Raw genomic sequence first — 18,765 nt, 5'->3', positions numbered from 1 at the left:
GCCTGAAGAAATTATGGGCACTGATCCTGGAACTTTAGGCACGGCCGCGCTTGCTATCGGCGCGCTCGGTGGTGCGTCACAGGGCATTGTTGACGGGCTTTTCAAGTCGTTTACGTGGTTTGATTCGGCCGGGTTTGAGCGAGTGTTTGCGGTGGAAGGCAAGGAGGGAGGACGGCGATGGCCGGTGATGTACAAGACTACCCTTGATCCACTGCTGCCTGTATTGAAAATCGCCTATGGAAAAGACGTGATGGAGTTACTCCGCGCACAGTATCGATCAGGTCGTGTGAGCGGCGACCTGCCTCGAACGCTGCGGCAGGGGGTCCGGATTGGGTTCGGAATGATGGAGGTGCAGACCATCGTGTTGGTGGCGACCGAGTTAGGAGTCTCGGCGGACATGGCAACTCTGGCGGCGCAGGCGATTGACAGCGCGCGCCGGCAGCGTTCTCAATCGGAGCAGTTCAAGTCTGAGGGCGACTCCGTGTCTTCCTCACAACCGGCCATGACCGATGAACAACGGTCCGCGATGGCTCGGCTGGAGACCATGATCGATGCCCGCATCGACGCAGCCCTAGCCTTGGCCGACACCCAATACGTCAGCCAGACAAAGTTGCTGGCTACATTCGTTTCGTTGGTCATTTCATTCGCGGTTGGTTGGAGCCTGGACATGGTTCCGGGCCAGTGGGGGTGGTGTCTCCTCGTCGGCCTTGCCGCCGTTCCCCTGTCGCCGGTGGCGAAGGATCTCTCTACCGCGATACATGAAGCCGCGAAGACGTTGAAAGCGCGATGAACGCCTTTCTCCTCAGCTTGCGCGACCAACAATTTGGGGGGGCCGTCACCTCAGGACACCTCTACCGCGTGGGGACACCGTGGGATGTGAGTTGGGATGATCGATTGCCGGATTTTACTCTGCTGACTCGTGGACAACGTCTTACGGTGTTCCTGCACGGCTATAACAACGGCCTTGACGAGGGGCGTGACAAACTAGTGCGGTTCATTGGGTGCTTGGAACAGAAGGGCTCGACGGATCTGATGCTTGCTGTCCTTTGGCCTGGCGACTCCTGGGCCAACGCGATTGGCAACTGGGCTGGCGCGCTCAGTTATCCCTCGGAAAGTCGCGATGCCGACGACAGTGCCGATAACCTGCTCACGTGGCTTGTGCTCCATGTGCATGAGAGCGCCCGTGTGGCGTTCGTCGGCCACAGCCTCGGTTGCCGCGTCGTCATGCGCGCGGCGCAACGCATGGTGCGAGACGTGAGGGTCAAGAAGCCGATCTTGGATCGCATCTGTTTGATGGCGGCGGCGATCGACAGCGATTCGTTGGGCAAGGACGAGCCGACCTCTTATCGCGACGCGGCGGAGAACGCCGACAGGATTGCGGTTCTGGCCTCACAAGAGGACAGGGTCCTCCAGGGGGCCTATCGGCTGGGCGACTCGGTCCAGTCCTGGTGGTCGTTCTCAGGAGAGCGTTCGGTGCGGGCGCTGGGCCGATATGGTCCGGAGGGCGGTCCTCCCGAGGTGTTAGCCAAGCTCGAGTCACGGATGGCTGATCCGAATCGGGATATCGGTCACAGTGACTATTTGCCGCCGTATCCTCCGTCGTCGCCACCGGCGCATCGGACGAAAGCCGAAAGCGAGCAGTTCGTGTTCGAATTTCTGAGCCGTCGCCCGAATCCATCTTGGCCGGCAGAGAGGCCGTGAGTATGAAGGCGGCACGCATGTGGAGCTTCCGTCGGGTGACCCTGAATGTGTTCATCTTGTCGTGGGCCTGCGTCCTGTCGGCTTGCGGCCTGGTCGAGTTGGTACGCTGCGCACCAGATGGCGAGGATAGTAAGTTCGTCGGACAATCGGAAACATGCTTCACCAATGATGGTGATGGATTCAAGGCTGATTCGGTCGCGCATCCGGTCTACTGTTTTCTCGGCGATCGAACGAAGCCGCCTGTCCTGTTGCTCCATGAACTGCCTGGTTTGTCGGGGAAGACGTTGGAGTATGCGCGCGAGCTGTCCCAGGACTTTACGGTCTATGTGCCGCTGTTGTTTGGTAGCACGCATATGCACTCGACTCCACGTGGTCTCGCCGCATTTTGGCTCAACGGGGAGTGGTGGGGGCTGGAGAGTGGAACGAGCGACGTTGTGACATGGCTGCGCGCGGTCGTGTTGAAGATCGAGGAAGCGCATCCGGGGCAGCAGATCGGGGTCATCGGGAACTGCTTGACTGGCTCTCTGCCGCTGGCGTTACTCGATAATCCGCGTATCCATGCTGCCGTCCTGGCTCAGCCCACGTTGCCGTTGACGATCTTTCGCAACGACGAAGAGGTCAGGAAATCGCTGGGTATTTCCAAAGACGAAATCGAGCAGGCAAAAAAGAGTTCCGCGAAGATCTTCTACCTGAGGTTTGATACAGATTGTGTCTCCAAACATGAAAAGCTGAAGATGGTACGGGACACTTTTCCTGGCCGCGTGAGCGAGGCTGTGATTCCGGCAGCCGAGCCTCCGGTCATAAACGAACATAGCACCTTGATTGGAGGTTGGCGCGTGCAAGTGGAGTCTGGCAAAGTCGCCAGGAATGCACGAGAGGATGTCAGACGTTTTATTCGAGATCCAGAGAAGTTCGAGCTAACGAGCAATTGACAGAGGCCCTGCACTTCTAACTCTGGATCTGTCCCAAGCCTTTTGAGGCCTATTGGAAAGAGGCAAAGCCCGAATACTTTGTGCGACAAAAGGGCAAAAGGGATTGAGGAAGCGAGCGCAACCTTGGAAGCTCCGCCGCGGAATCTTTGCCAATTGCGTGGTCGGATCGGTTGCCTGGCGCCGTATTCTCATTTTGCTGAACGATTATCCACATCAAGTCTTCGAAGCGACCGATGCGAAAAACAGAAACGTGCGATTGTCATTGAAGACCGCGGACAATTTTAAACGGCTGTTTCGCCGAAGGATCATGGGTGGTGTCGTACTATTTCTCCTGGCCGCGATAGGAACTTTGGCACGGTCGCACGTACTTGTGTGCAGCGGCTGACAGTGCGATGAAGCCGCCTGTCTGGTATGTCGCGACCCTCTCTCTGCTGACGCTCTCGACTGTCTACCTCACGGCAATGGGGTATGTTGGGTATATTTTTAGGCGAATGAAAAAACGTCCCATCCTGCCCGACCGGCTGATCCGTGTTTGTGACCGTGCAAGCTCCCCCCTCCCAAGGTAGGATTCCCCTCGGGACGCTCCGGTCGCTACCATCCGCCGACCAGGAGGTCGAGATGGCTGCTCCCCATTATTCGCGGACGTACCGTCGGTTCCCCCTTCATGTTCCCGTCATCTTCGGCGGCGCGCCTTGCGTCGGGGAGGGCACCTTGCTCAATCTGTCGGTGATGGGCTGTTCGATCATGACCGATCAGGCCGTGCTCTGCGGAAGCGATGTGCGCGTGAGCCTGTTGTTGCCGGGGCACGACTCGGCTCTGTCCATCGAGCTCGGCAAGGTGAAGTGGGTGAAGGGGTATGAGTTCGGCGTCGAATTTGTGCGTATGCCGCTGGAATCTCGGCAGCGTTTGAACAACAGGCTTCGAACGGAACTCATCGAGTGGCTTCAGATCCGCCGACAAACCGGGGAATGGCCCGATCGGCTCAGGTCGACCGACTAATCCTCGAGCTGCTCCACACGACTCTCCTGTTCCACCCTCCTTGACGCCTTGCTCTTCTCCGTGTAGGTTCCCACCACGTTCAGATCAGACCGAGAGGACCGTGCATGAGTCAACAACGACCGGTGGTGGGCATTCTCGTCGGTGGCGGACCGGCGCCGGGCATCAACAGTGTGATCGGCGCGGCGACGATCCGCAGTATTTTGGGTGGGTCGGATGTGATCGGGATCCACGACGGATTCAAGTGGATCATGGAGGGCCAGACCGGCAAGGTCAAACCGCTCTCGATCGAGACCATCAGCCGCATCCACTTCAGCGGCGGATCCTGTTTGGGCACCGCCCGCGCGAATCCCACGAAGAAGGTGGAGCATCTCGATGCCTGCGTGGCAACATTGGGGCAATTGGGCGTCACGCGCTTGATCACCATCGGCGGCGACGATACGGCCTTTTCCGCCTTGAAGCTGGAGCAGCGGGCAGGGGGCCGGCTCCAGGTCGTGCATGTGCCCAAAACGATCGACAACGATCTGGACCTGCCGCACGGCATTCCCACGTTCGGCTTTCAAACCGCCCGCCACATCGGCGTTGAATTGGTCAAGAGCCTCATGGTGGATGCGGAGACCACCTCGCGCTGGTACTTTGTCGTGACCATGGGCCGCAAAGCCGGGCACCTGGCGCTCGGCATCGGCAAGGCTGCGGGGGCCACGTTGACGATGATCCCCGAAGAGTTCCAGCGGCGACCGATCCGCTTGAAGACTCTGGTGGATACGTTGGTCGGCGCGATCATCAAGCGGCTCGGCTCCGGACGGTCGGATGGGGTGGCGGTCCTGGCGGAGGGCCTGGTCGAATTTCTCGATCAGCAGGACCTCGAAGGCCTGGAGGACGTGGAGCGGGACCAACATGGCCATGTGCGGCTTGCGGAGATCAACTTCGGGTTCGTGCTCAAACGCGCGGTGGAGAAGGAATTGAAGCGGCTCGGCCTCAAGACCACCATCGTGGAAAAGAACATCGGCTACGAACTGCGTTGTGCGGACCCCATCTCCTTCGACATGGAGTACACGAGAGATTTGGGCTACTGCGCGGCGCAGTTTCTCTTGGATGGCGGGAACGCCGCGATGGTGTCGATCCAAAACGGCCGGTTTATTCCCATTCCCTTCGCCGACATTCTGGACCCTGCGACGGGCCGCACCAGGGTTCGCATGGTGGATGTCGAATCGGAATCCTATGTGATCGCCCGCCGGTACATGATTCGCTTGGGGGCAGACGATCTGCAGCAACCGCAGGACCTGGCGCGCCATGCGAAGATCGCCGGTCTTTCGCCGGACGACTTCCGCGCCCGCTTCGGATATTTGGTGGACAAGGGGCTGTGAGGAGGGGCCTGTGACGATGCCGATCACGGAGGCGACGCCGGACAGCGAACGGCTGCTGGCTTTCGACAATCAGCGGGCAGTGGTTTCACCGTGGGGGGCCTCTTTGCGGCGCTATTTTCTGCTGGAGACCGACGGGCGAGAACTTGATATCGTGTGGGGATACTCGGGAGGCGATCGGAAAAAAGGCGGGCAGGGAGACGTGTTGATTCCCTTTCCCGGCCGCGTGGCGGACGGACGCTACCCCTATGACGGGCAGATGTTACAGCTGGAGCGAAACGACAAGGAAGGGCCCAACGCCATCCACGGCTTCGTGCGAACGCTCCCCTGGACGACCTCTCAAGCCGATGCGCACTCCGCCACGTTCACGGTGACGCTCGACGCAGACACGTACCGCGGCCGAGGGTATCCCTTCTCGCTCGCCGTGCTCGTGACCTATGCGTTGGATGCCTACGGGTTGGCCTGTACCTTCGTAGTGCGCAACATCGGGCGTCAGGCCGCACCGGTTGGCGTCGGGTTCCATCCCTACTTCACCGTCGGGGTTGGGCTGATCGATGAGACGGAGGTGAAGATTCCGGCTGCCGCCTATTTGGAGTTCAACGACCGGCTCGTGCCGACCGGCAAGGTGATCCCCGCCGAGGGCACGGAGTGGGACTACCGCACGTTTCGCCCGATCGGGGCCTCACGCTTCAACCATTGTTACGTCAATTTGGAGCGCGATGGGGAGGGGATGGCGAAGGCGACGTTGCGACAAGCCGGCGGGGGCCGCGAGATCGACGTGGTGATGGACCGCTCGTTCTCGGCGCTGGTGGTCTACAGCGGCGATGCGATCGCGGAAGCACCGCGCCGGGCCTTGGCGCTGGAGCCCATGACCTGCGCCTCAGATGCGTTCAACCATCCGGAGTGGGGCTTGAAGCGCCTCTTGCCCGACGACGCCTTCACCGGACGCTACCGGATTTTCCATCGCCAGACCTAAGGAACGTCTGATTAATTCGCGTTTCCACGAAGCAATCTGTTTCTCGGTGGATCAAGACGGGCCATCAGCTGGGAACCCGCTGGTCCGAGAGCGCCTTTCTCGGATTCCTCCGCCGTCAGGCGGCCCGCGCCCCGTTCGCACCCCCGTCCGCTAGGCTGCCGCCAGCAAGTGCCGGCGTGCTACATACAGATTCGCCAAGCCGCAACTGATAGACAACCAGTGCGCATTCTTCGCGAGCCCCCGGTACCGCACTTTGGCCCACCCGAAGATCCGCTTGATCACCAAGAACACATGCTCGACTTTGGCACGAACCTTCGACTTCGTCCGATTGCGGGCCCGCTCCGTCTCGCTCAAGGGCCGATGGCGATGGGCTTTCGTCTGGACGAAGCTCTTGGCATGGGGAGCATGGTGCTGAATCATGTCGCGTTGCCCGCTATAGGCGGCATCGCCCCATACTCGTGTCTCCTGTCCATGCAGCAACTCCGGCAACACCTGGCTGTCATGGACATTCGCCGCCGTGGCCGCCACTGAGTGAACCAGCTTCGTCCGGCTGTCCACTCCAATATGCGCCTTCATGCCGAAATACCACTGGTTCCCCTTCTTGGTCTGATGCATCTCCGGATCTCGCTCTTTCTGGCGATTCTTCGTCGAACTGGGCGCATTGATGATCGTGGCATCCACGATCGTGCCCCGGCTGACCTTCAGCCCGTGGGCAGCCAGATACGCGCCGATCCGCGCAAAGAGCTGTGCGCCCAAGTGGTGGGCTTCCAGCAGATGCCGAAACTTACAGATGGTGGTTTCATCCGGTACGGGCTCGCGGCCCAGATCAATCCCCACGAACTGCCGCATGGCGTGTGAGTCGTACAGCGCTTCCTCCACCGCCGGGTCCGACAGGTTAAACCACTGTTGCAGACAATGGAGGCGCAACATGCGTTCGACACCCACGGGCGGACGCCCTGGGCCCTCGGCCTTGGGGTAGACCGGCTCGATCGCCGCTACCAATTCCGCCCATGGAACAACCTGGTTCATCTCGTTGAGAAACTGCTCCCGGCGGGTGGGCTTGCGATACTGTTCAAACGAGACTTCGGCAAACGTCTGTTGCTGCATGGGGCACGCCTCCAGTTCAGTGCTGCGCTACCCTTAGCACATCATGCAAAGAGAATAAATCAGACCTTCCCTAACCTTGCTCCCGGTGCCGGCCCTTCCTCTTCGTAGTGGGTTATGATCGCCTGATCGGCTCCTCGATGCGAAACCGCACCTCGTCCACTTGGGTATAGGCAGACGGCTGCTCGCCGGCGAAGAGTGCACAACGATAGAGGCCAGTGGTCCAGCCTGCCGCCGGGCGCGGCAGCAGGAAATACCCCGACTGATCGTTCGTCGACATGATCACGCGATCCTGCGCGACGGCTCGCTGCTCCCCAGTCAATTCGGAGGTTTCTCGAAAACAACGGGCAGCGAGGGGCACTTCGTCGTAGGACGCCGTGACCAAGCCGAAGACCAGATAGATCTCAGCCTGGCCGGTCGTGAAGGTGAGCCCTGGATCGAGTGGAATGTAATCGTGGGCTCCGGTGGGAGAGTCGTCTCGGATGACGCGTTTCGCCGGGATCACGAAGCGGAAGTAATTGAAGTCGGCATCCCGACCCATGAGCGCCGCGCCGGTATCCAACGTATTTTGAGGCTTGAGATGAACCATGGCCTTGGCGGTCAGTTCCGTTTCGGTCAACGCCGGGGCCGGCACGGGTTTCGGCGCAGCGGCGTCTTCTTTTTCCTTGGCCGCGGCGAATTCGGGCACGTGAGGTCGGATCTTGGCAAGCCACTCAGCCAGCTTGCGCTTGTCGAGCACGCGGGTGTAGGGCGCAATATCCTCCTCTTTCGTCGTGCGCTCGAATTCGACCGCCGCGTCATAGAGCACTGAAAACTGCGCGTACGCCTCCTCCCACCGTTCCAGCTTCATCAAACACTGACCGGCGAGGAAAACCGTCATCGCATAGTCTTCGTCGGACGGATCGACCTTGGTCGCTTGGCGAAAGACCGGTACTGCTTCCTTGCAGCGACCCAACTGCATCAGGATCGTGCCCAAGTGTTGAGTGGCGAGCGGGTCCATGGGGTTGAGAGTCAGCATCTTGCGGTAGAGCGGCTCGGCTTCCTTGAAACGGCCGGCTTCGTACAGCCGCCATGCGTCGGCTCGGATCAAAGCCCAATCCCTCAGCTGTTGTTCCGATGCGTCGGGCGACATCACCGGCATGAAGCGGCGACCCCGGTCCGTCGAGCCGTAGATCACCGTGAGCAAATTCTTGGCGGAGAGTTCGAGCGGAGATCCCGGGGTGGCTCGCTCCAAGACCGACTGGATTTCACGATCGGCCCCTTCGTAGTCCAGCAGGTCGAATTTGGCTCGGGCCAAGGCCAGACGCCAGCCGAGCATGTCCGGCGCCAGGGCCACCGCCTTCTTGTAGGATTCGAACGCCTCTTCCAGCCGATCCACCTTCCGCAGTTCACGTGCCAAGCGAACATGAATGATGGGGTTCTGCTGGTCGATCTTGGCGATCTGCTGCAATTCCTCCAGCGCCTGCTCCGTCTGCCAGGACCGGATCAGCAGGCTCCATTTGGCCCATCGCACGCCCAACGCCGTCGGATCGGCGGTCAAGGCCGCCTCATAGGAGGCCAGAGCTTCTTCGGTATGGCGTGACGTGGCGAGAAGATCGCCGCGGAGTTGATGGAGCGCGAGTGCTTGGGGATGGTCTTCCAACGCTTGGTCCAAGATCGCCAAGGCGCGATCGGGGGTCCCTTGTTCCCAGGCTGTCTTGGCTTCGCGGGCGATCTGGATTTCGGAAGGGTGAGGGGAGACCGTGGTCTCGGACGCCAAACTCCGGCCTAGGTGAAGAATGAGAAACAGCAACGAGGCAAGGCCTATGGCCTGCAGCAGCCACGGCCGTCTGTCAGGGAACAGTGCGGTTCGTTGTATCGGCATGGTGAGATTCTCTCGTGTGGGTGAATCCGGAGGCTGTTCCTTGTTCTCTGCCGTTAGAGCCCTGAGAGGCGAGAAGGATTCAAGCCCTTAGGCCGCGCACTCCGTGCCTCATCTTACTAAAGGATCGACGCCTCTGCGAGGACCCTGTCCCCTCGGCGCGATTTCGGCATTTCTCCCGCAGCGTGAGCACGGTACAATGTCGAGACCCATGTCCATGTCGGGTCTTGCCGGTGCTGCGGACGAGGAGCGAACCATGAACCCACGATCGATCTCGATGCCGTTGTCCTCGCTATTGCGGAATGGCGCCTGCCTGGCTATATCGTGTGTCCTTTTCCTGCCGATGGCCGAAGCCAATCATCAGGGCCATGAGCGGCATGGAGGCGCGGTGCGCCACGAGGTCATCGGGGAGGGAACCCCCATTTCCGGTGCGTCCTTTCGGGTGTTTCTGGGAGCGGGAAAGGCGACCGGCGGGGTGGCCCTGGAGGCAGGCCAGGCGGAAGCGGCCGTACGGACCGTCGTCGATACTGTCACGCTGTTGCTCGCGCGGCGCCAGGATTTTCCGCGGTTCGACGAGAGCCTCAAAAAGGACGCGTTGCAACAGGTCATCATCGAACCGACCGTGGTCAATCAGGAAGGGAAAGCCTTTCCGTTCTTGGTCGTGCGAACCACGCAGCCTGGTCGAGTCAATCTGCTGATCAGCGCATCGCACCTGACGGAGCAGGGGTACCTCAACCGGCCTGACCTCTTGGCGCCGGTCCTGGCGCGCGAGTTTCAATGGGTGGTCAGTAAGGCCGATACGGCTCAGAAGCCGAAGACCCTCTCGATGGAGCGGGATCTTGCCGGTGCCCCGATTCGCACCGACCAGGACATCTCTTCGCTCACGGCTGATGAGCGCGTCCGGCTTCTGCAATCCCTCTTCGAGACGTACCTGCGCACGGTGGATGAGCAGAAAAGCCTAGAGGGTCAGCCCCACTACGAAATCGGCACCAGCACCCTCGTGCCCCCGACGCAGCCCGATTCCACGATGAAGTGGTATGACATTCGCGTCCGCGAGGCCTTGCAAATGATCGTGCGCGAGCCCTCCTTTCTGGAACGTACCCCCAAGGCGGTCCGCAGCCTCTTGAACGGGAAGGTCTGGAACGTCGCCTTCGTGAAGGTCGAGCAGCGGGATTGGGCGACGCGCACCAGGGTATTGCCCGAAGAGAAGGCCGTGTCGGTGGGGGCTGGGGCCCAACGTATTCAGCCGGCGGCGGTGTTGATCAACACCTATCGAACCGCCGCGCCGGAGGATCCCTTCTATCCAGACAGCCGAGGGTTGCCGATGGGAGCCCTGTCGGTCGACCAGCTCGCACGGGTGATCGCGCTGGAGATCCAGCACAACATTACGAAAAAATCCATGAGCGGCCACGTGGCGCAGGATGCGCTCACCGCGCCGAAGTGACGGGGAGGCCGCCCGACACCATGGCCTCGGCCTTCTCCCATGCCGTCGTGGCGCTCGCGTTGGGCCGTGCCGTTCCCAACGGTCTTTTCGACGGGCGCGTCCTCTGGATCGGGGCGCTGTGCGCGATCCTGCCCGACGCGGATGTGCTGGGATTTTCCATAGGGATTGCCTACGGTGATTTGTGGGGCCATCGCGGGATGACCCATTCCCTGGTTTTTGCCCTCTTGCTGGGCGTGGCCGTGGCGGCAGTGGGTTATCGTGACCGTCCGGCGCAGCTGCGTCTGTGGTTGGCGGGCTATTTCGCGGCCTGCACGGCTTCTCATGGGCTCCTCGATGCGATGACCAGCGGCGGCTTGGGTGTCGCCTTCTTTGCTCCATTCGATCCCACACGATACTTTTTTCCCCTGCGTCCGGTGCTGGTGTCGCCTGTCGGTGTCGGTGAGTTCTTCAGCCGGTACGGCCTGCACGTCATAGGAAGCGAAATCCTGTGGATTTGGGGTCCGGCCTTGGCCTGGTTCCTCCTCTGTCGCGGCCTCTGGACCATTCGGCTTCGAAAGGTTCCGGCGGGGCCCTTTCAGCCGACTCAGCCTGACTGATCGGGGCCGCGATCGGTCGGCCGGCTCAAGTCTCTCGGTGCGTGTACCGATTTATTGGACAAGCACGACTGCGTCTCGACCATGAAAATTCTGCATCTCGGCAACCCCTATTTCCGCCAGGACTTCAAGGCCCTGGGCCATGACGTCATCTGGGCGGCCCATGCGCCGGGCGCAGACCTCGTATTGCCGGGCACGGTGATGAGCCGCCATGCGTTGTTGGCGCAATTGCCGCCCCAGTGGTTTCCCGATCTGGTTCTGCTGGGAGACGACAGCATCCAACCGAAGATCGTGGGGTTGGAGTCGTTGCCGGTGCCGCTGGTGTGGTATGCGATCGATTCGCACCTCCATGCGCGTTGGCATCGCTCCTACGCAGCAGTGTTTGACGTGATCTTAGTGGCGCAAAAAAATTGGCTGCCGATCTATCGTGCCGACGGCGATCGTCAAGTCGTCGCGTGGGGACCGCTCTTTTGTAACGTGTCGGAGGACCGTGTCTTGGGGTTGGAACGGACGGTTCCCTTGACGTTCGTGGGAACGATGAATGCCGCCTGGAATCCTCGGCGCGTGGAATTGGTCGCACGCATCCAAGCCCGTTACCCGCTGACAGTACAATCCGGCGCCTATTGCGAGCCGTTCAATCGCTCCATGATGGTGTTGAACCAATCGGTGGCGGACGACATCAACTTCAGAACGTTCCAGGCCATGGCCTGCGGGGCTCTGCTGCTGACCGAACGGGTGGACAACGGGTTCGATGAGCTGTTTATCGATCGCACCCACTGCGTGGTCTATGGGCGGGATTGCGCCGAGCAGGCGGTGGAACTGGCCGAGTACTACCAGGCCCATGCCGCAGAGCGGGAGTGCATCGCCCGGCAGGGTTATGAAGCGGTGATGGCGGCACACACGAGCCGACACCGAGCCGAATTCATTTTGCACCTCCTGTCGACTCGTCCCCTGCACGATTGGATTGGCCGCCGTTGCGCTCGACAACTGTCCATTCAGTCGCACCTCGCCTCGGTCTACGAGATCTCCGCGCGCAAGTATCAGCATGCGGCTAAACCGACGGAGGCGGCTGCCGTCAATCCGCAGCTCGCCGCCGTTGCCGAGCAATATCGGTTTCTCGCCGACACCATCCGTGAGCAGTTGGGGCAGACGGCGGCCGCCTAACGATTTGGGCGTTGCGGTTGACAGCGGGAATCCGTATCATGCGTCATGGTCGGCGACGCAGTCACCCTCATCAAGACGAAACAGCCCATTCCCTACCGCATTACGGCCGTCACCGCCGATACCCACGACACCAGCACCTTCCGCTTTGAGTTGCCTCCCGGCGCCACCTTGGACTTTCTGCCCGGCGATCACCTCTATGTCCATGCCACGGTGAATGGCAAAACGGTCAAGCGGCCCTACACGCCCTCCTCGATGCCCGGCACCGTCGGGTATTTCGAGTTGACGGTGAAGCGCTATGAGACCGGCACCGTGTCGAAGTATCTGCACGAGCAGAAGGTGGGCGACAGTGTGACGATGAGCGGACCAAATTCCGGGGGGCATTGGGCGGACGGGATGGCGAAGCGGGTCGGTCTCGTGGCGGGAGGGAGCGGGATCACCCCGATGATCTCCATCATCCGCTGGATTTTAACCCAGCGTCTGGAGGTGGAACTGTTCCTCCTCTATGCGAACAAGACCGAGGCTGACATTATTTTCCAGGAGGAGTGGGAACGGAACCGGCGCGACTATCGCAATTTCCACTGTTACCATGTGTTGGGCGATCCGCCGGCCGGATGGCAGCAGGGGAGCGGGAGGATCACGGAAGACATGCTCCGGCAACAGCTGCCCGCGCCCGGTCCTGACACAGTGGTGTTTGTGTGCGGTCCCCCGCCGATGGTCGATGCCATCGAGCAGAGTCTCAAGGCCATCGGTCATGCCGAGCAGGCGATCATCCTGCCCTGAGCCTGTCGCGGCAGTTCCGTTAGTTGCGCCCGCCCCTTTCCAGCCGGATTGATTGCACCGACCAGTCGAGCCCTCCCACCGGCACATTGCGGCCGTCGACCGCTTCGATGAGGATGGTCAGGGTCGGTTTCGCAGCCAGGTGTTCGGCCAGTGAGCCGAGGGGGCGCGTTACGTCGATCAGCAGGGTCGGCAGGCCCCGCAGCGCCGATCCGATCGACCGGTCTCCCACGATGCCCGCCGAGCCCAGCAAGACCGGCTCTGCTCCTTCGACGATCACCGCCGCCCGTAGTTTGAAAGGCTGCCCCCCTCTGACCGTCATGCCCTCAAGCACCAATCGGACGTGTGAGGCCTGTTGCCATCCGGTCGGCAGGTCCACGGAGAACCGGTGCGGCCCTTCCTCCGCCTGAACCGTCAGCGCGGCTAGGGTCATGAGGCCCATGAGCCAGGAGGCCAACCACATGGTTATCGTTCCTCGCGTTCGATCTCAGCCGTGGAGAACTGCACATCCTTCGCGCGCACCGGAATGATTTTTCTGGCCTCCGGTTTCACGCCCCGCTCGACCAGAGCCAGGCGCACCGGCCCGACCGCGCCGCTCAGGGCTTCGAGCTTGGCGGCAGAGAGCGTGACGGCGACGTTTCTGGCGTTTTTGGACAGGTGCCGGCGCTCCCGATCGTTCAACACCACCGCAACGGTGCCGAGATAACCCTTGCTGCCAGGTCCTTCATCGGCCTTGGCCGATTCGGGAGTCGCGTAGAGTCGATACACGGCGCTCTTCTCCAAGGGGACGGCAAGGTCGTTCAGGTGGAGCCGTACTCGCCCGCCCTGGTCGACGGTTTTCATCATCTTAGCACGCATCGGTCCGGTCACTTTCAAGGTGCGGCTGATGCGCCAGTCGGTCTTGATGGGGAACCAATCGAGGAGGCAGGGGAGCTGCTCGAAGAACTTCGATGGCCCGTAGGTGTAGCGCATTTGGGTGTCGTGGTTCAGGACCTGCGAGGCCTTGATCGACCGCCACACTTTGTTTTCGTCGTAGAAATTCCATGTCAGGTTCAAGAAGGCGGCAGCCGTCGGGTTCGTATGGGTGGACGAGGCCTTGTTCCAGTCCGACCACATCTTATCCACGTTGGCATGGTGCGCGTAGAAGACGGGATCCTTCCCGGCTGAATCGAAGAAGCCCATGTCGCCGCCGACATCGACGTGGACCGCGCCGTGGGGTGTTCCCTCCGGGATGCCGCTGCTGCTCGTCGTGCCGCCAAACTCCGTGAAGGTGTCCGCCGTGAGGGCGGCCTCCATCACGTCTTCTCCGACATCTTCTTCCGGGATTTCGTCCGTCGGGTCCATGCTGCGGGTGCCGTTCCACAGCGGATTGCTGTTGTCGTTCGGATCGGTGTAGGCGCCGGGGAGCTTGCGGTGGTTCGCCGTATCCCAGTCCCAGTAGGGGAGGCGGAAATTCATGTCGCCGATCAGCTTCCCGAGAATGCGCTCATGAAAGTACAAATAGGCGCGGTGCCAGGCGAAGAATTGCCAGCTGAAATGGACCTGAGTGCCCACGCCGCAGTACCAACAATGGACGTTGGCCTGCCGCAGGAAACCGCGCGGGTCGTTCGGGGCGCTGGTATCGAGGGCCCGCATGGCCTTGTAGGCATCCTTGAGTTGTGTGATCTCCGCCGCGCTCAAGGTGCTGGCCGGACGGCGCGGGAGGATCATACGGCAGTCCTTGCGCCACGGTTTGGGTGTGCCGGGATTGCCCGGTGGTTCGCACACGGCCAGCACCGACTCCGGCAACGCCAGGCCGCCGAACAGGCTCGCGCCCAGCACCCCGACACCCAATCCCATCCGTTGAAGAAATGACCTCCGCGACGGCATGATCGCCCACATGCGGTCGTCCAGATTCGACATGACCTACCTCCTTGTGTGTGGCTTCGGCCGGGAAGGCTCGCGCCATCCGAGCGCGAGGCCCTGGTTGGATGGAGAGATGATTCATCAATAACCATGCCATGAGCGGGCGAGGCATCCGGCGCGCGGATGTTCGGACCTGCGTGAAATGACCCCTTGTCAATCCCGTAGGGATCGTATCCGATGCGATACGGTGGCAACCGAATGGATACAGGCCCGCGGTGAAATTTTTATCTTGAGGTCACCGCGCGCTTTACCGATACTGTGCGCCCTGGGCGATCGTAACCAGAGGGGACAACCATGCCGAACAAGAATACGCCGTTTCATCCGATCATCTATGTGCGCGGGTATGCCATGACGTCGGGCGAGATTGACGAGACGACGGCCGATCCCTTTTGCGGATTCAACCTGGGATCCACCGTCTATCGTGCCGTGCCGGAAAAGGACCGTCAGCCGCGCAAGTATATCTTCGAGTCACCGGTCGTGCGGCTGGCCTCCGACTTCGGTTATTGCGATGTGTATGAAGACGGGTACGACATTCTCGATCCCGAGTGGAGTGCCGATAAAGAGAACAAACTTTCCAGCCGATCCATCATCGTCTACCGATATTACGATGAGGCGTCGCGCCTGCTCGGCTTGGGAAAAACTCCGCCGATCGAGGTCTTTTCGGCCAAGCTGGGTGAACTCATTCTGCGGGTGCGGGAACTCGTCTGCGGGAATCCGGACAACGGCGTGACGCCTGACGCCTTCCGTTGCTATCTGGTCGCCCATTCGATGGGCGGCCTGGTCTGCCGCGGTCTCCTGCAGAACGCGAAGCTCGACAAGAAGAACGCCCGCCGCTATGTCGATAAGTTCTTTACCTACGCCACGCCGCACAACGGCATCGACATGGCCGGCATCAATGTCCCCTCCTGGTTGAGTGCCGCCGACATGAACAACTTCAACCGGAAGGAAATGGCCCGTTACCTCGACCTGAAGGAGGTATATGCCAAGACCGACGGCGTCGCCTGGATGCCGGAAGACTGTTTCCCCTCGGAACGCATCTTCTGCATGGTCGGCACCAACCGCATGGATTACGAAGTGGCATTGGGGATCTCGCGAACCTTTGCCGGCCATGGCAGCGACGGGTTGGTCCGCATCGACAATGCGACGTTGACGGGGCTCAAACCATCCGGCGCGCCCGGCATGCCGTGTGCCAAGGCCTTTGCCTATCGAGCCCACTCGGGATTCTTCGGTATTGTGAACAGCGAAGAAGCGTACCAGAACTTGACCCGTTTCCTATTCGGCGACGTGCGTGTGGATATCTGGGTCGATGTGGACAGCATTCGCTTGCCCGCCGCGGTGCAGGCTGAAGCCGACAAAGACCGGAAGGTGAATGCCCTGTACCAGTTCGAGGTGCTGGCCTCCCCGAGAGGCAAACTCTGGTTCCTCACGCGCCGGACCGCCGAGGAAGACTCGGTCGCCTGCCTGACGCATGAGGAGTGGTCGACGGCGCCGAAGAAACACGGGTCGCAGTTCCTATCGACCGTGTTTCTGGCCAACCGCGCGAGGGTCAACAAACAGCAACCTTCGCTGGCCTATAGCATGTCGCTCGGCGTGCGGGTGCCGGACTATGAGATCGATCGCAAGCTCTGGATCAATGAACATTACGAGGGCGGCTACCTGTTCCGGAACGCCATCCTCGTCGAAATGGTGCCGCCGCAGAACAAGGGCGACCGGTGGAAAGTGACCTATGCCTGGCAGAACCAGGGCATGAGCCTTCCCGATAGCGAAATCGATTACAAGAGCCTCAAAAGCGGCAAGGCGGAGATTGCCGTACCGTTCGACAGCGGGACTACGCCCGGCATCAGCGGCAAGCTGCGTTTCGTCGTCTCAGCCTGGAATTCCGATGCGGCGCAAGAGGCTTGAGGTTCGGCCTATTCGGCGTTGGCATAACAACGGAGATCGAGCGGCGCCGCCGCGAGTTCAGGTAACCGCATGGCGGCCTGCCGGACGTGGGGCCTGGTCAGGTGGGCCTCCATGGCCGCTCGGCTAGACCAGGTTTCGATAAAGGTGAAGTCCGTCGGGTCTGCCTCGTTGCGCAGGAGTTCATACGAGAGGCACCCTGCTTCTCTCCTGGTCGGTCCAAACAGGCCTCGCAGGATGGCGTGGAGTTCCTCGACCTTGTTCTGCTTCGCTAGCACTCGTGCTACGACCCGGACCGCGCCCTTCTGCATGTCGACCTCCTTGTCTCATGTGAGAGAAATGTCGCGACAGCAACCCGCGACCTGCTCAATACCGATTCTACGGATATGGTAGAGATTTGGATGGGCGGGGCATGTTTGACGTAATCCTCTACCAGCCTGAGATTCCCCCCAATACCGGTAACATCATTCGGCTCTGCGCCAACACAGGGTCTCGGTTGCATCTCGTCAAACCGCTGGGTTTCACCATGGAGGATAAGCAGCTGCTGCGTGCCGGGCTGGACTATCACGAGTTTGCCCGCATCGCCCTGTATGAAACCTGGACCGCCTGCGCGGCATCGTTTGCGGGTCGCCGCCTGTTCACCGTGTCCACCAAGGGCCGGCAACGGTATGACCTTGTGGCCTACCGGCCCGGTGATGTCTTCCTGTTCGGTCCAGAAAGCCGAGGACTGCCGCCGGAGATCCTCCAGAGCGTCGAGGAGGCCCAGCGCATCCGTCTGCCCATGGTATCGGGAAGCCGCAGCCTCAATCTCTCCAACGCCGTGGCCGTCGTCATCTACGAGGCCTGGCGGCAGGCGGACTATAAGAACGGGCTGTGAGGAATGTGGGGTGGTTCATCCCATTTCAAGTGCGGCGGCGATCAAGGCGAATAGTTCATCCGGCAGGACGGCTTCGCCGAAAGCCCCTTCACGGATTGCCAACTCTCGGCGCGTGACCCGCTCCTGTTCATCGAAACTGCCGTGGTAGAACACAACTGGTACCGTCAGATGGCGCTTTCGCAACTGACGGAGCAGATGAATCCCTGCGCTCACCATATCGAGATGAAGCTCCGGCCGTTGCCAATCCGACAACACCAGGTCGAACGGTTCGGGATCTTTATCCAGGCGTGCTAACGCGGCCTTTGTGCTGGTTACAGCTACAACCTCGATTTGGAGTTTGGCCAAAGCGGCGGTTTCAAATCGATTGTTATCGGGACGGTTATCGACCCAGAGGATACGTTTCTGATCCGGCGCATCAATCAGCGCGCGCGCGTATGGTTCGGCCTGAGCCGAATCCAGGGCAGGAACCCCACGGGCTTTGGCAGCTTCCGTGACCTTCGCTGAAAATTCATTCACGACACGGTCGAGGAGTGGATCAGCGGCCATTGCTTTTGCAATGCTGGGGTTGGTTTTGTCCTCAAACCTCGACAGGTCGAGAGGTAGTTTGCTGCTCAGAATGGGGGGCGCTTTCGGTGCCGGGGGCGTCTGTGGTGGTATCGTAGGCATGTGGCTCCACTTGGTTTGGATCTGTTCCACAGTACGCCGAATACCCTTGGCGACATCGGTCCAGGCTTCATCGCGATTCGGCCAAGAGGTCACGGGCCGTAGGTCGGTCGGCAGCCCTTGCAACGCTGCAAAAGGGGCATCTGTGATATCCACTGAGCGAAGCATCACCGGTATCACGCTCGCCTCTCCGCGCTGGTGCCGCTTCATGGCAACCTCAAGCTCGTATCCCCAAATATAATCAGAGCGAATGAAATCCGCACTGATGAGGAGCAGCACGAGATCTGCGGCCTCCAACTGCGCATCAATCTCCCTATCCCACTTCTGTCCTGGGACAATACGTCGATCATGCCATGAACGAATCACTTTGCGCCGTTCCATGATTTTCAGATGTCCGGCCAGTTCATCCCGTAGAGACTCATCCTCGTGCGCATAGCTGTAGAATAAATCGACGGGTTCCATTCCTTTGTCGCTCCACGAATCAGGCGTTGCAGACTTAAAAAGGATGC

18 protein-coding genes are annotated in these 18,765 nt (G+C 60.6%); 12 read left to right on the top strand and 6 right to left on the bottom strand.

Annotated features, from left to right (window positions below):
- Nucleotides 1–13: 13 nt before the first annotated feature.
- The 6 genes from HRU82_04090 (at nucleotide 14) to HRU82_04065 (ending at nucleotide 5,969) form a co-directional block, all read left to right on the top strand.
- Nucleotides 14–790, top strand: coding sequence for a hypothetical protein (locus HRU82_04090; GenBank protein QOJ34184.1), 777 nt, complete (start codon nucleotides 14–16; stop codon nucleotides 788–790).
- Nucleotides 787–1,701, top strand: coding sequence for an alpha/beta hydrolase (locus HRU82_04085; protein ID QOJ34183.1), 915 nt, complete (start codon nucleotides 787–789; stop codon nucleotides 1,699–1,701). The genes HRU82_04090 and HRU82_04085 overlap by 4 nt, the downstream gene beginning before the upstream one ends.
- A 17-nt stretch (nucleotides 1,702–1,718) precedes the next feature.
- Entirely contained in the window at nucleotides 1,719–2,633 is a 915-nt protein-coding gene (locus HRU82_04080) for a hypothetical protein (GenBank protein QOJ34182.1), read from the top strand.
- 618 nt (nucleotides 2,634–3,251) lie between these two features.
- Nucleotides 3,252–3,632, top strand: a complete 381-nt coding sequence (locus tag HRU82_04075; GenBank protein ID QOJ34181.1) for a PilZ domain-containing protein — start codon at nucleotides 3,252–3,254, stop codon at nucleotides 3,630–3,632.
- Nucleotides 3,633–3,736: 104 nt separating this feature from the next.
- Entirely contained in the window at nucleotides 3,737–4,996 is a 1,260-nt protein-coding gene (locus tag HRU82_04070) for a 6-phosphofructokinase (protein ID QOJ34180.1), read from the top strand.
- 10 nt (nucleotides 4,997–5,006) lie between these two features.
- On the top strand, nucleotides 5,007–5,969 hold the full coding sequence (locus tag HRU82_04065) for a hypothetical protein (protein ID QOJ34179.1): 963 nt from the start codon (nucleotides 5,007–5,009) through the stop codon (nucleotides 5,967–5,969).
- Nucleotides 5,970–6,119: 150 nt separating this feature from the next.
- Here the strand turns inward: HRU82_04065 and HRU82_04060 are convergent, their stop codons facing one another.
- Both HRU82_04060 and HRU82_04055 read right to left on the bottom strand, forming a co-directional pair.
- Nucleotides 6,120–7,076, bottom strand: coding sequence for an IS5 family transposase (locus HRU82_04060; protein ID QOJ34178.1), 957 nt, complete (start codon nucleotides 7,074–7,076; stop codon nucleotides 6,120–6,122).
- Nucleotides 7,077–7,188: 112 nt separating this feature from the next.
- Nucleotides 7,189–8,937, bottom strand: coding sequence for a tetratricopeptide repeat protein (locus HRU82_04055; GenBank protein ID QOJ34177.1), 1,749 nt, complete (start codon nucleotides 8,935–8,937; stop codon nucleotides 7,189–7,191).
- A 253-nt stretch (nucleotides 8,938–9,190) separates the two neighbouring features.
- Between HRU82_04055 and HRU82_04050 the strand changes: the two genes are divergently transcribed.
- The 4 genes from HRU82_04050 (at nucleotide 9,191) to HRU82_04035 (ending at nucleotide 12,915) form a co-directional block, all read left to right on the top strand.
- Nucleotides 9,191–10,378, top strand: coding sequence for a hypothetical protein (locus HRU82_04050; GenBank protein ID QOJ34176.1), 1,188 nt, complete (start codon nucleotides 9,191–9,193; stop codon nucleotides 10,376–10,378).
- A gap of 20 nt (nucleotides 10,379–10,398) precedes the next feature.
- Nucleotides 10,399–10,974, top strand: coding sequence for a metal-dependent hydrolase (locus HRU82_04045; GenBank protein QOJ34175.1), 576 nt, complete (start codon nucleotides 10,399–10,401; stop codon nucleotides 10,972–10,974).
- Nucleotides 10,975–11,055: 81 nt separating this feature from the next.
- Nucleotides 11,056–12,135: a glycosyltransferase family 1 protein gene (locus HRU82_04040; protein ID QOJ34174.1), complete on the top strand. Its 1,080-nt coding sequence runs from the start codon at nucleotides 11,056–11,058 to the stop codon at nucleotides 12,133–12,135.
- 45 nt (nucleotides 12,136–12,180) lie between these two features.
- Nucleotides 12,181–12,915, top strand: a complete 735-nt coding sequence (locus tag HRU82_04035; protein QOJ34173.1) for a cytochrome-b5 reductase — start codon at nucleotides 12,181–12,183, stop codon at nucleotides 12,913–12,915.
- 19 nt (nucleotides 12,916–12,934) lie between these two features.
- Here the strand turns inward: HRU82_04035 and HRU82_04030 are convergent, their stop codons facing one another.
- Together HRU82_04030 and HRU82_04025 are read right to left on the bottom strand one after the other, a co-directional pair.
- On the bottom strand, nucleotides 12,935–13,375 hold the full coding sequence (locus tag HRU82_04030) for a hypothetical protein (GenBank protein QOJ34172.1): 441 nt from the start codon (nucleotides 13,373–13,375) through the stop codon (nucleotides 12,935–12,937).
- Between the two features lie 2 nt (nucleotides 13,376–13,377).
- Nucleotides 13,378–14,814, bottom strand: a complete 1,437-nt coding sequence (locus HRU82_04025) for a tyrosinase family protein (protein ID QOJ34171.1) — start codon at nucleotides 14,812–14,814, stop codon at nucleotides 13,378–13,380.
- A 297-nt stretch (nucleotides 14,815–15,111) separates the two neighbouring features.
- Between HRU82_04025 and HRU82_04020 the strand changes: the two genes are divergently transcribed.
- The gene (locus HRU82_04020; GenBank protein QOJ34170.1) at nucleotides 15,112–16,719 is read left to right on the top strand and encodes a hypothetical protein; all 1,608 of its coding nucleotides are present in this window, start codon (nucleotides 15,112–15,114) and stop codon (nucleotides 16,717–16,719) included.
- 8 nt (nucleotides 16,720–16,727) lie between these two features.
- On the opposite strand, the gene HRU82_04015 is transcribed toward HRU82_04020, so the two are convergent.
- Complete coding sequence (locus HRU82_04015; protein QOJ34169.1) at nucleotides 16,728–17,027, bottom strand: antibiotic biosynthesis monooxygenase; 300 nt, start codon at nucleotides 17,025–17,027, stop codon at nucleotides 16,728–16,730.
- 101 nt (nucleotides 17,028–17,128) lie between these two features.
- Between HRU82_04015 and HRU82_04010 the strand changes: the two genes are divergently transcribed.
- Entirely contained in the window at nucleotides 17,129–17,593 is a 465-nt protein-coding gene (locus HRU82_04010) for a tRNA (cytidine(34)-2'-O)-methyltransferase (protein QOJ34168.1), read from the top strand.
- Between the two features lie 15 nt (nucleotides 17,594–17,608).
- Here HRU82_04010 and HRU82_04005 read toward each other — a convergent pair whose 3' ends face one another.
- On the bottom strand, nucleotides 17,609–18,718 hold the full coding sequence (locus HRU82_04005; GenBank protein QOJ34167.1) for a TIR domain-containing protein: 1,110 nt from the start codon (nucleotides 18,716–18,718) through the stop codon (nucleotides 17,609–17,611).
- Between the last annotated feature and the right edge of the window lie 47 nt (nucleotides 18,719–18,765).

Origin of the sequence: Nitrospira sp. (genome assembly GCA_015709715.1) — a bacterium.
Classification (GTDB): domain Bacteria; phylum Nitrospirota; class Nitrospiria; order Nitrospirales; family Nitrospiraceae; genus Nitrospira_A.
This window is presented reverse-complemented; position numbering and strand designations above follow the sequence as displayed.

What these genes read in the sequence shown, in the direction of transcription:
- HRU82_04075 (QOJ34181.1), top strand. Translation starts at nt 3,252, where the DNA reads ATGGCTGCTCCCCATTATTCGCGGACGTACCGTCGGTTCCCCCTTCAT.
- HRU82_04015 (QOJ34169.1), bottom strand. Translation starts at nt 17,027, where the DNA reads ATGCAGAAGGGCGCGGTCCGGGTCGTAGCACGAGTGCTAGCGAAGCAG.
- HRU82_04080 (QOJ34182.1), top strand. Translation starts at nt 1,719, where the DNA reads ATGTGGAGCTTCCGTCGGGTGACCCTGAATGTGTTCATCTTGTCGTGG.
- HRU82_04005 (QOJ34167.1), bottom strand. Translation starts at nt 18,718, where the DNA reads ATGGAACCCGTCGATTTATTCTACAGCTATGCGCACGAGGATGAGTCT.
- HRU82_04090 (QOJ34184.1), top strand. Translation starts at nt 14, where the DNA reads ATGGGCACTGATCCTGGAACTTTAGGCACGGCCGCGCTTGCTATCGGC.
- HRU82_04085 (QOJ34183.1), top strand. Translation starts at nt 787, where the DNA reads ATGAACGCCTTTCTCCTCAGCTTGCGCGACCAACAATTTGGGGGGGCC.
- HRU82_04040 (QOJ34174.1), top strand. Translation starts at nt 11,056, where the DNA reads ATGAAAATTCTGCATCTCGGCAACCCCTATTTCCGCCAGGACTTCAAG.
- HRU82_04060 (QOJ34178.1), bottom strand. Translation starts at nt 7,076, where the DNA reads ATGCAGCAACAGACGTTTGCCGAAGTCTCGTTTGAACAGTATCGCAAG.
- HRU82_04070 (QOJ34180.1), top strand. Translation starts at nt 3,737, where the DNA reads ATGAGTCAACAACGACCGGTGGTGGGCATTCTCGTCGGTGGCGGACCG.
- HRU82_04035 (QOJ34173.1), top strand. Translation starts at nt 12,181, where the DNA reads ATGGTCGGCGACGCAGTCACCCTCATCAAGACGAAACAGCCCATTCCC.
- HRU82_04045 (QOJ34175.1), top strand. Translation starts at nt 10,399, where the DNA reads ATGGCCTCGGCCTTCTCCCATGCCGTCGTGGCGCTCGCGTTGGGCCGT.
- HRU82_04050 (QOJ34176.1), top strand. Translation starts at nt 9,191, where the DNA reads ATGAACCCACGATCGATCTCGATGCCGTTGTCCTCGCTATTGCGGAAT.
- HRU82_04030 (QOJ34172.1), bottom strand. Translation starts at nt 13,375, where the DNA reads ATGTGGTTGGCCTCCTGGCTCATGGGCCTCATGACCCTAGCCGCGCTG.
- HRU82_04020 (QOJ34170.1), top strand. Translation starts at nt 15,112, where the DNA reads ATGCCGAACAAGAATACGCCGTTTCATCCGATCATCTATGTGCGCGGG.
- HRU82_04055 (QOJ34177.1), bottom strand. Translation starts at nt 8,937, where the DNA reads ATGCCGATACAACGAACCGCACTGTTCCCTGACAGACGGCCGTGGCTG.
- HRU82_04010 (QOJ34168.1), top strand. Translation starts at nt 17,129, where the DNA reads ATGTTTGACGTAATCCTCTACCAGCCTGAGATTCCCCCCAATACCGGT.
- HRU82_04025 (QOJ34171.1), bottom strand. Translation starts at nt 14,814, where the DNA reads ATGTCGAATCTGGACGACCGCATGTGGGCGATCATGCCGTCGCGGAGG.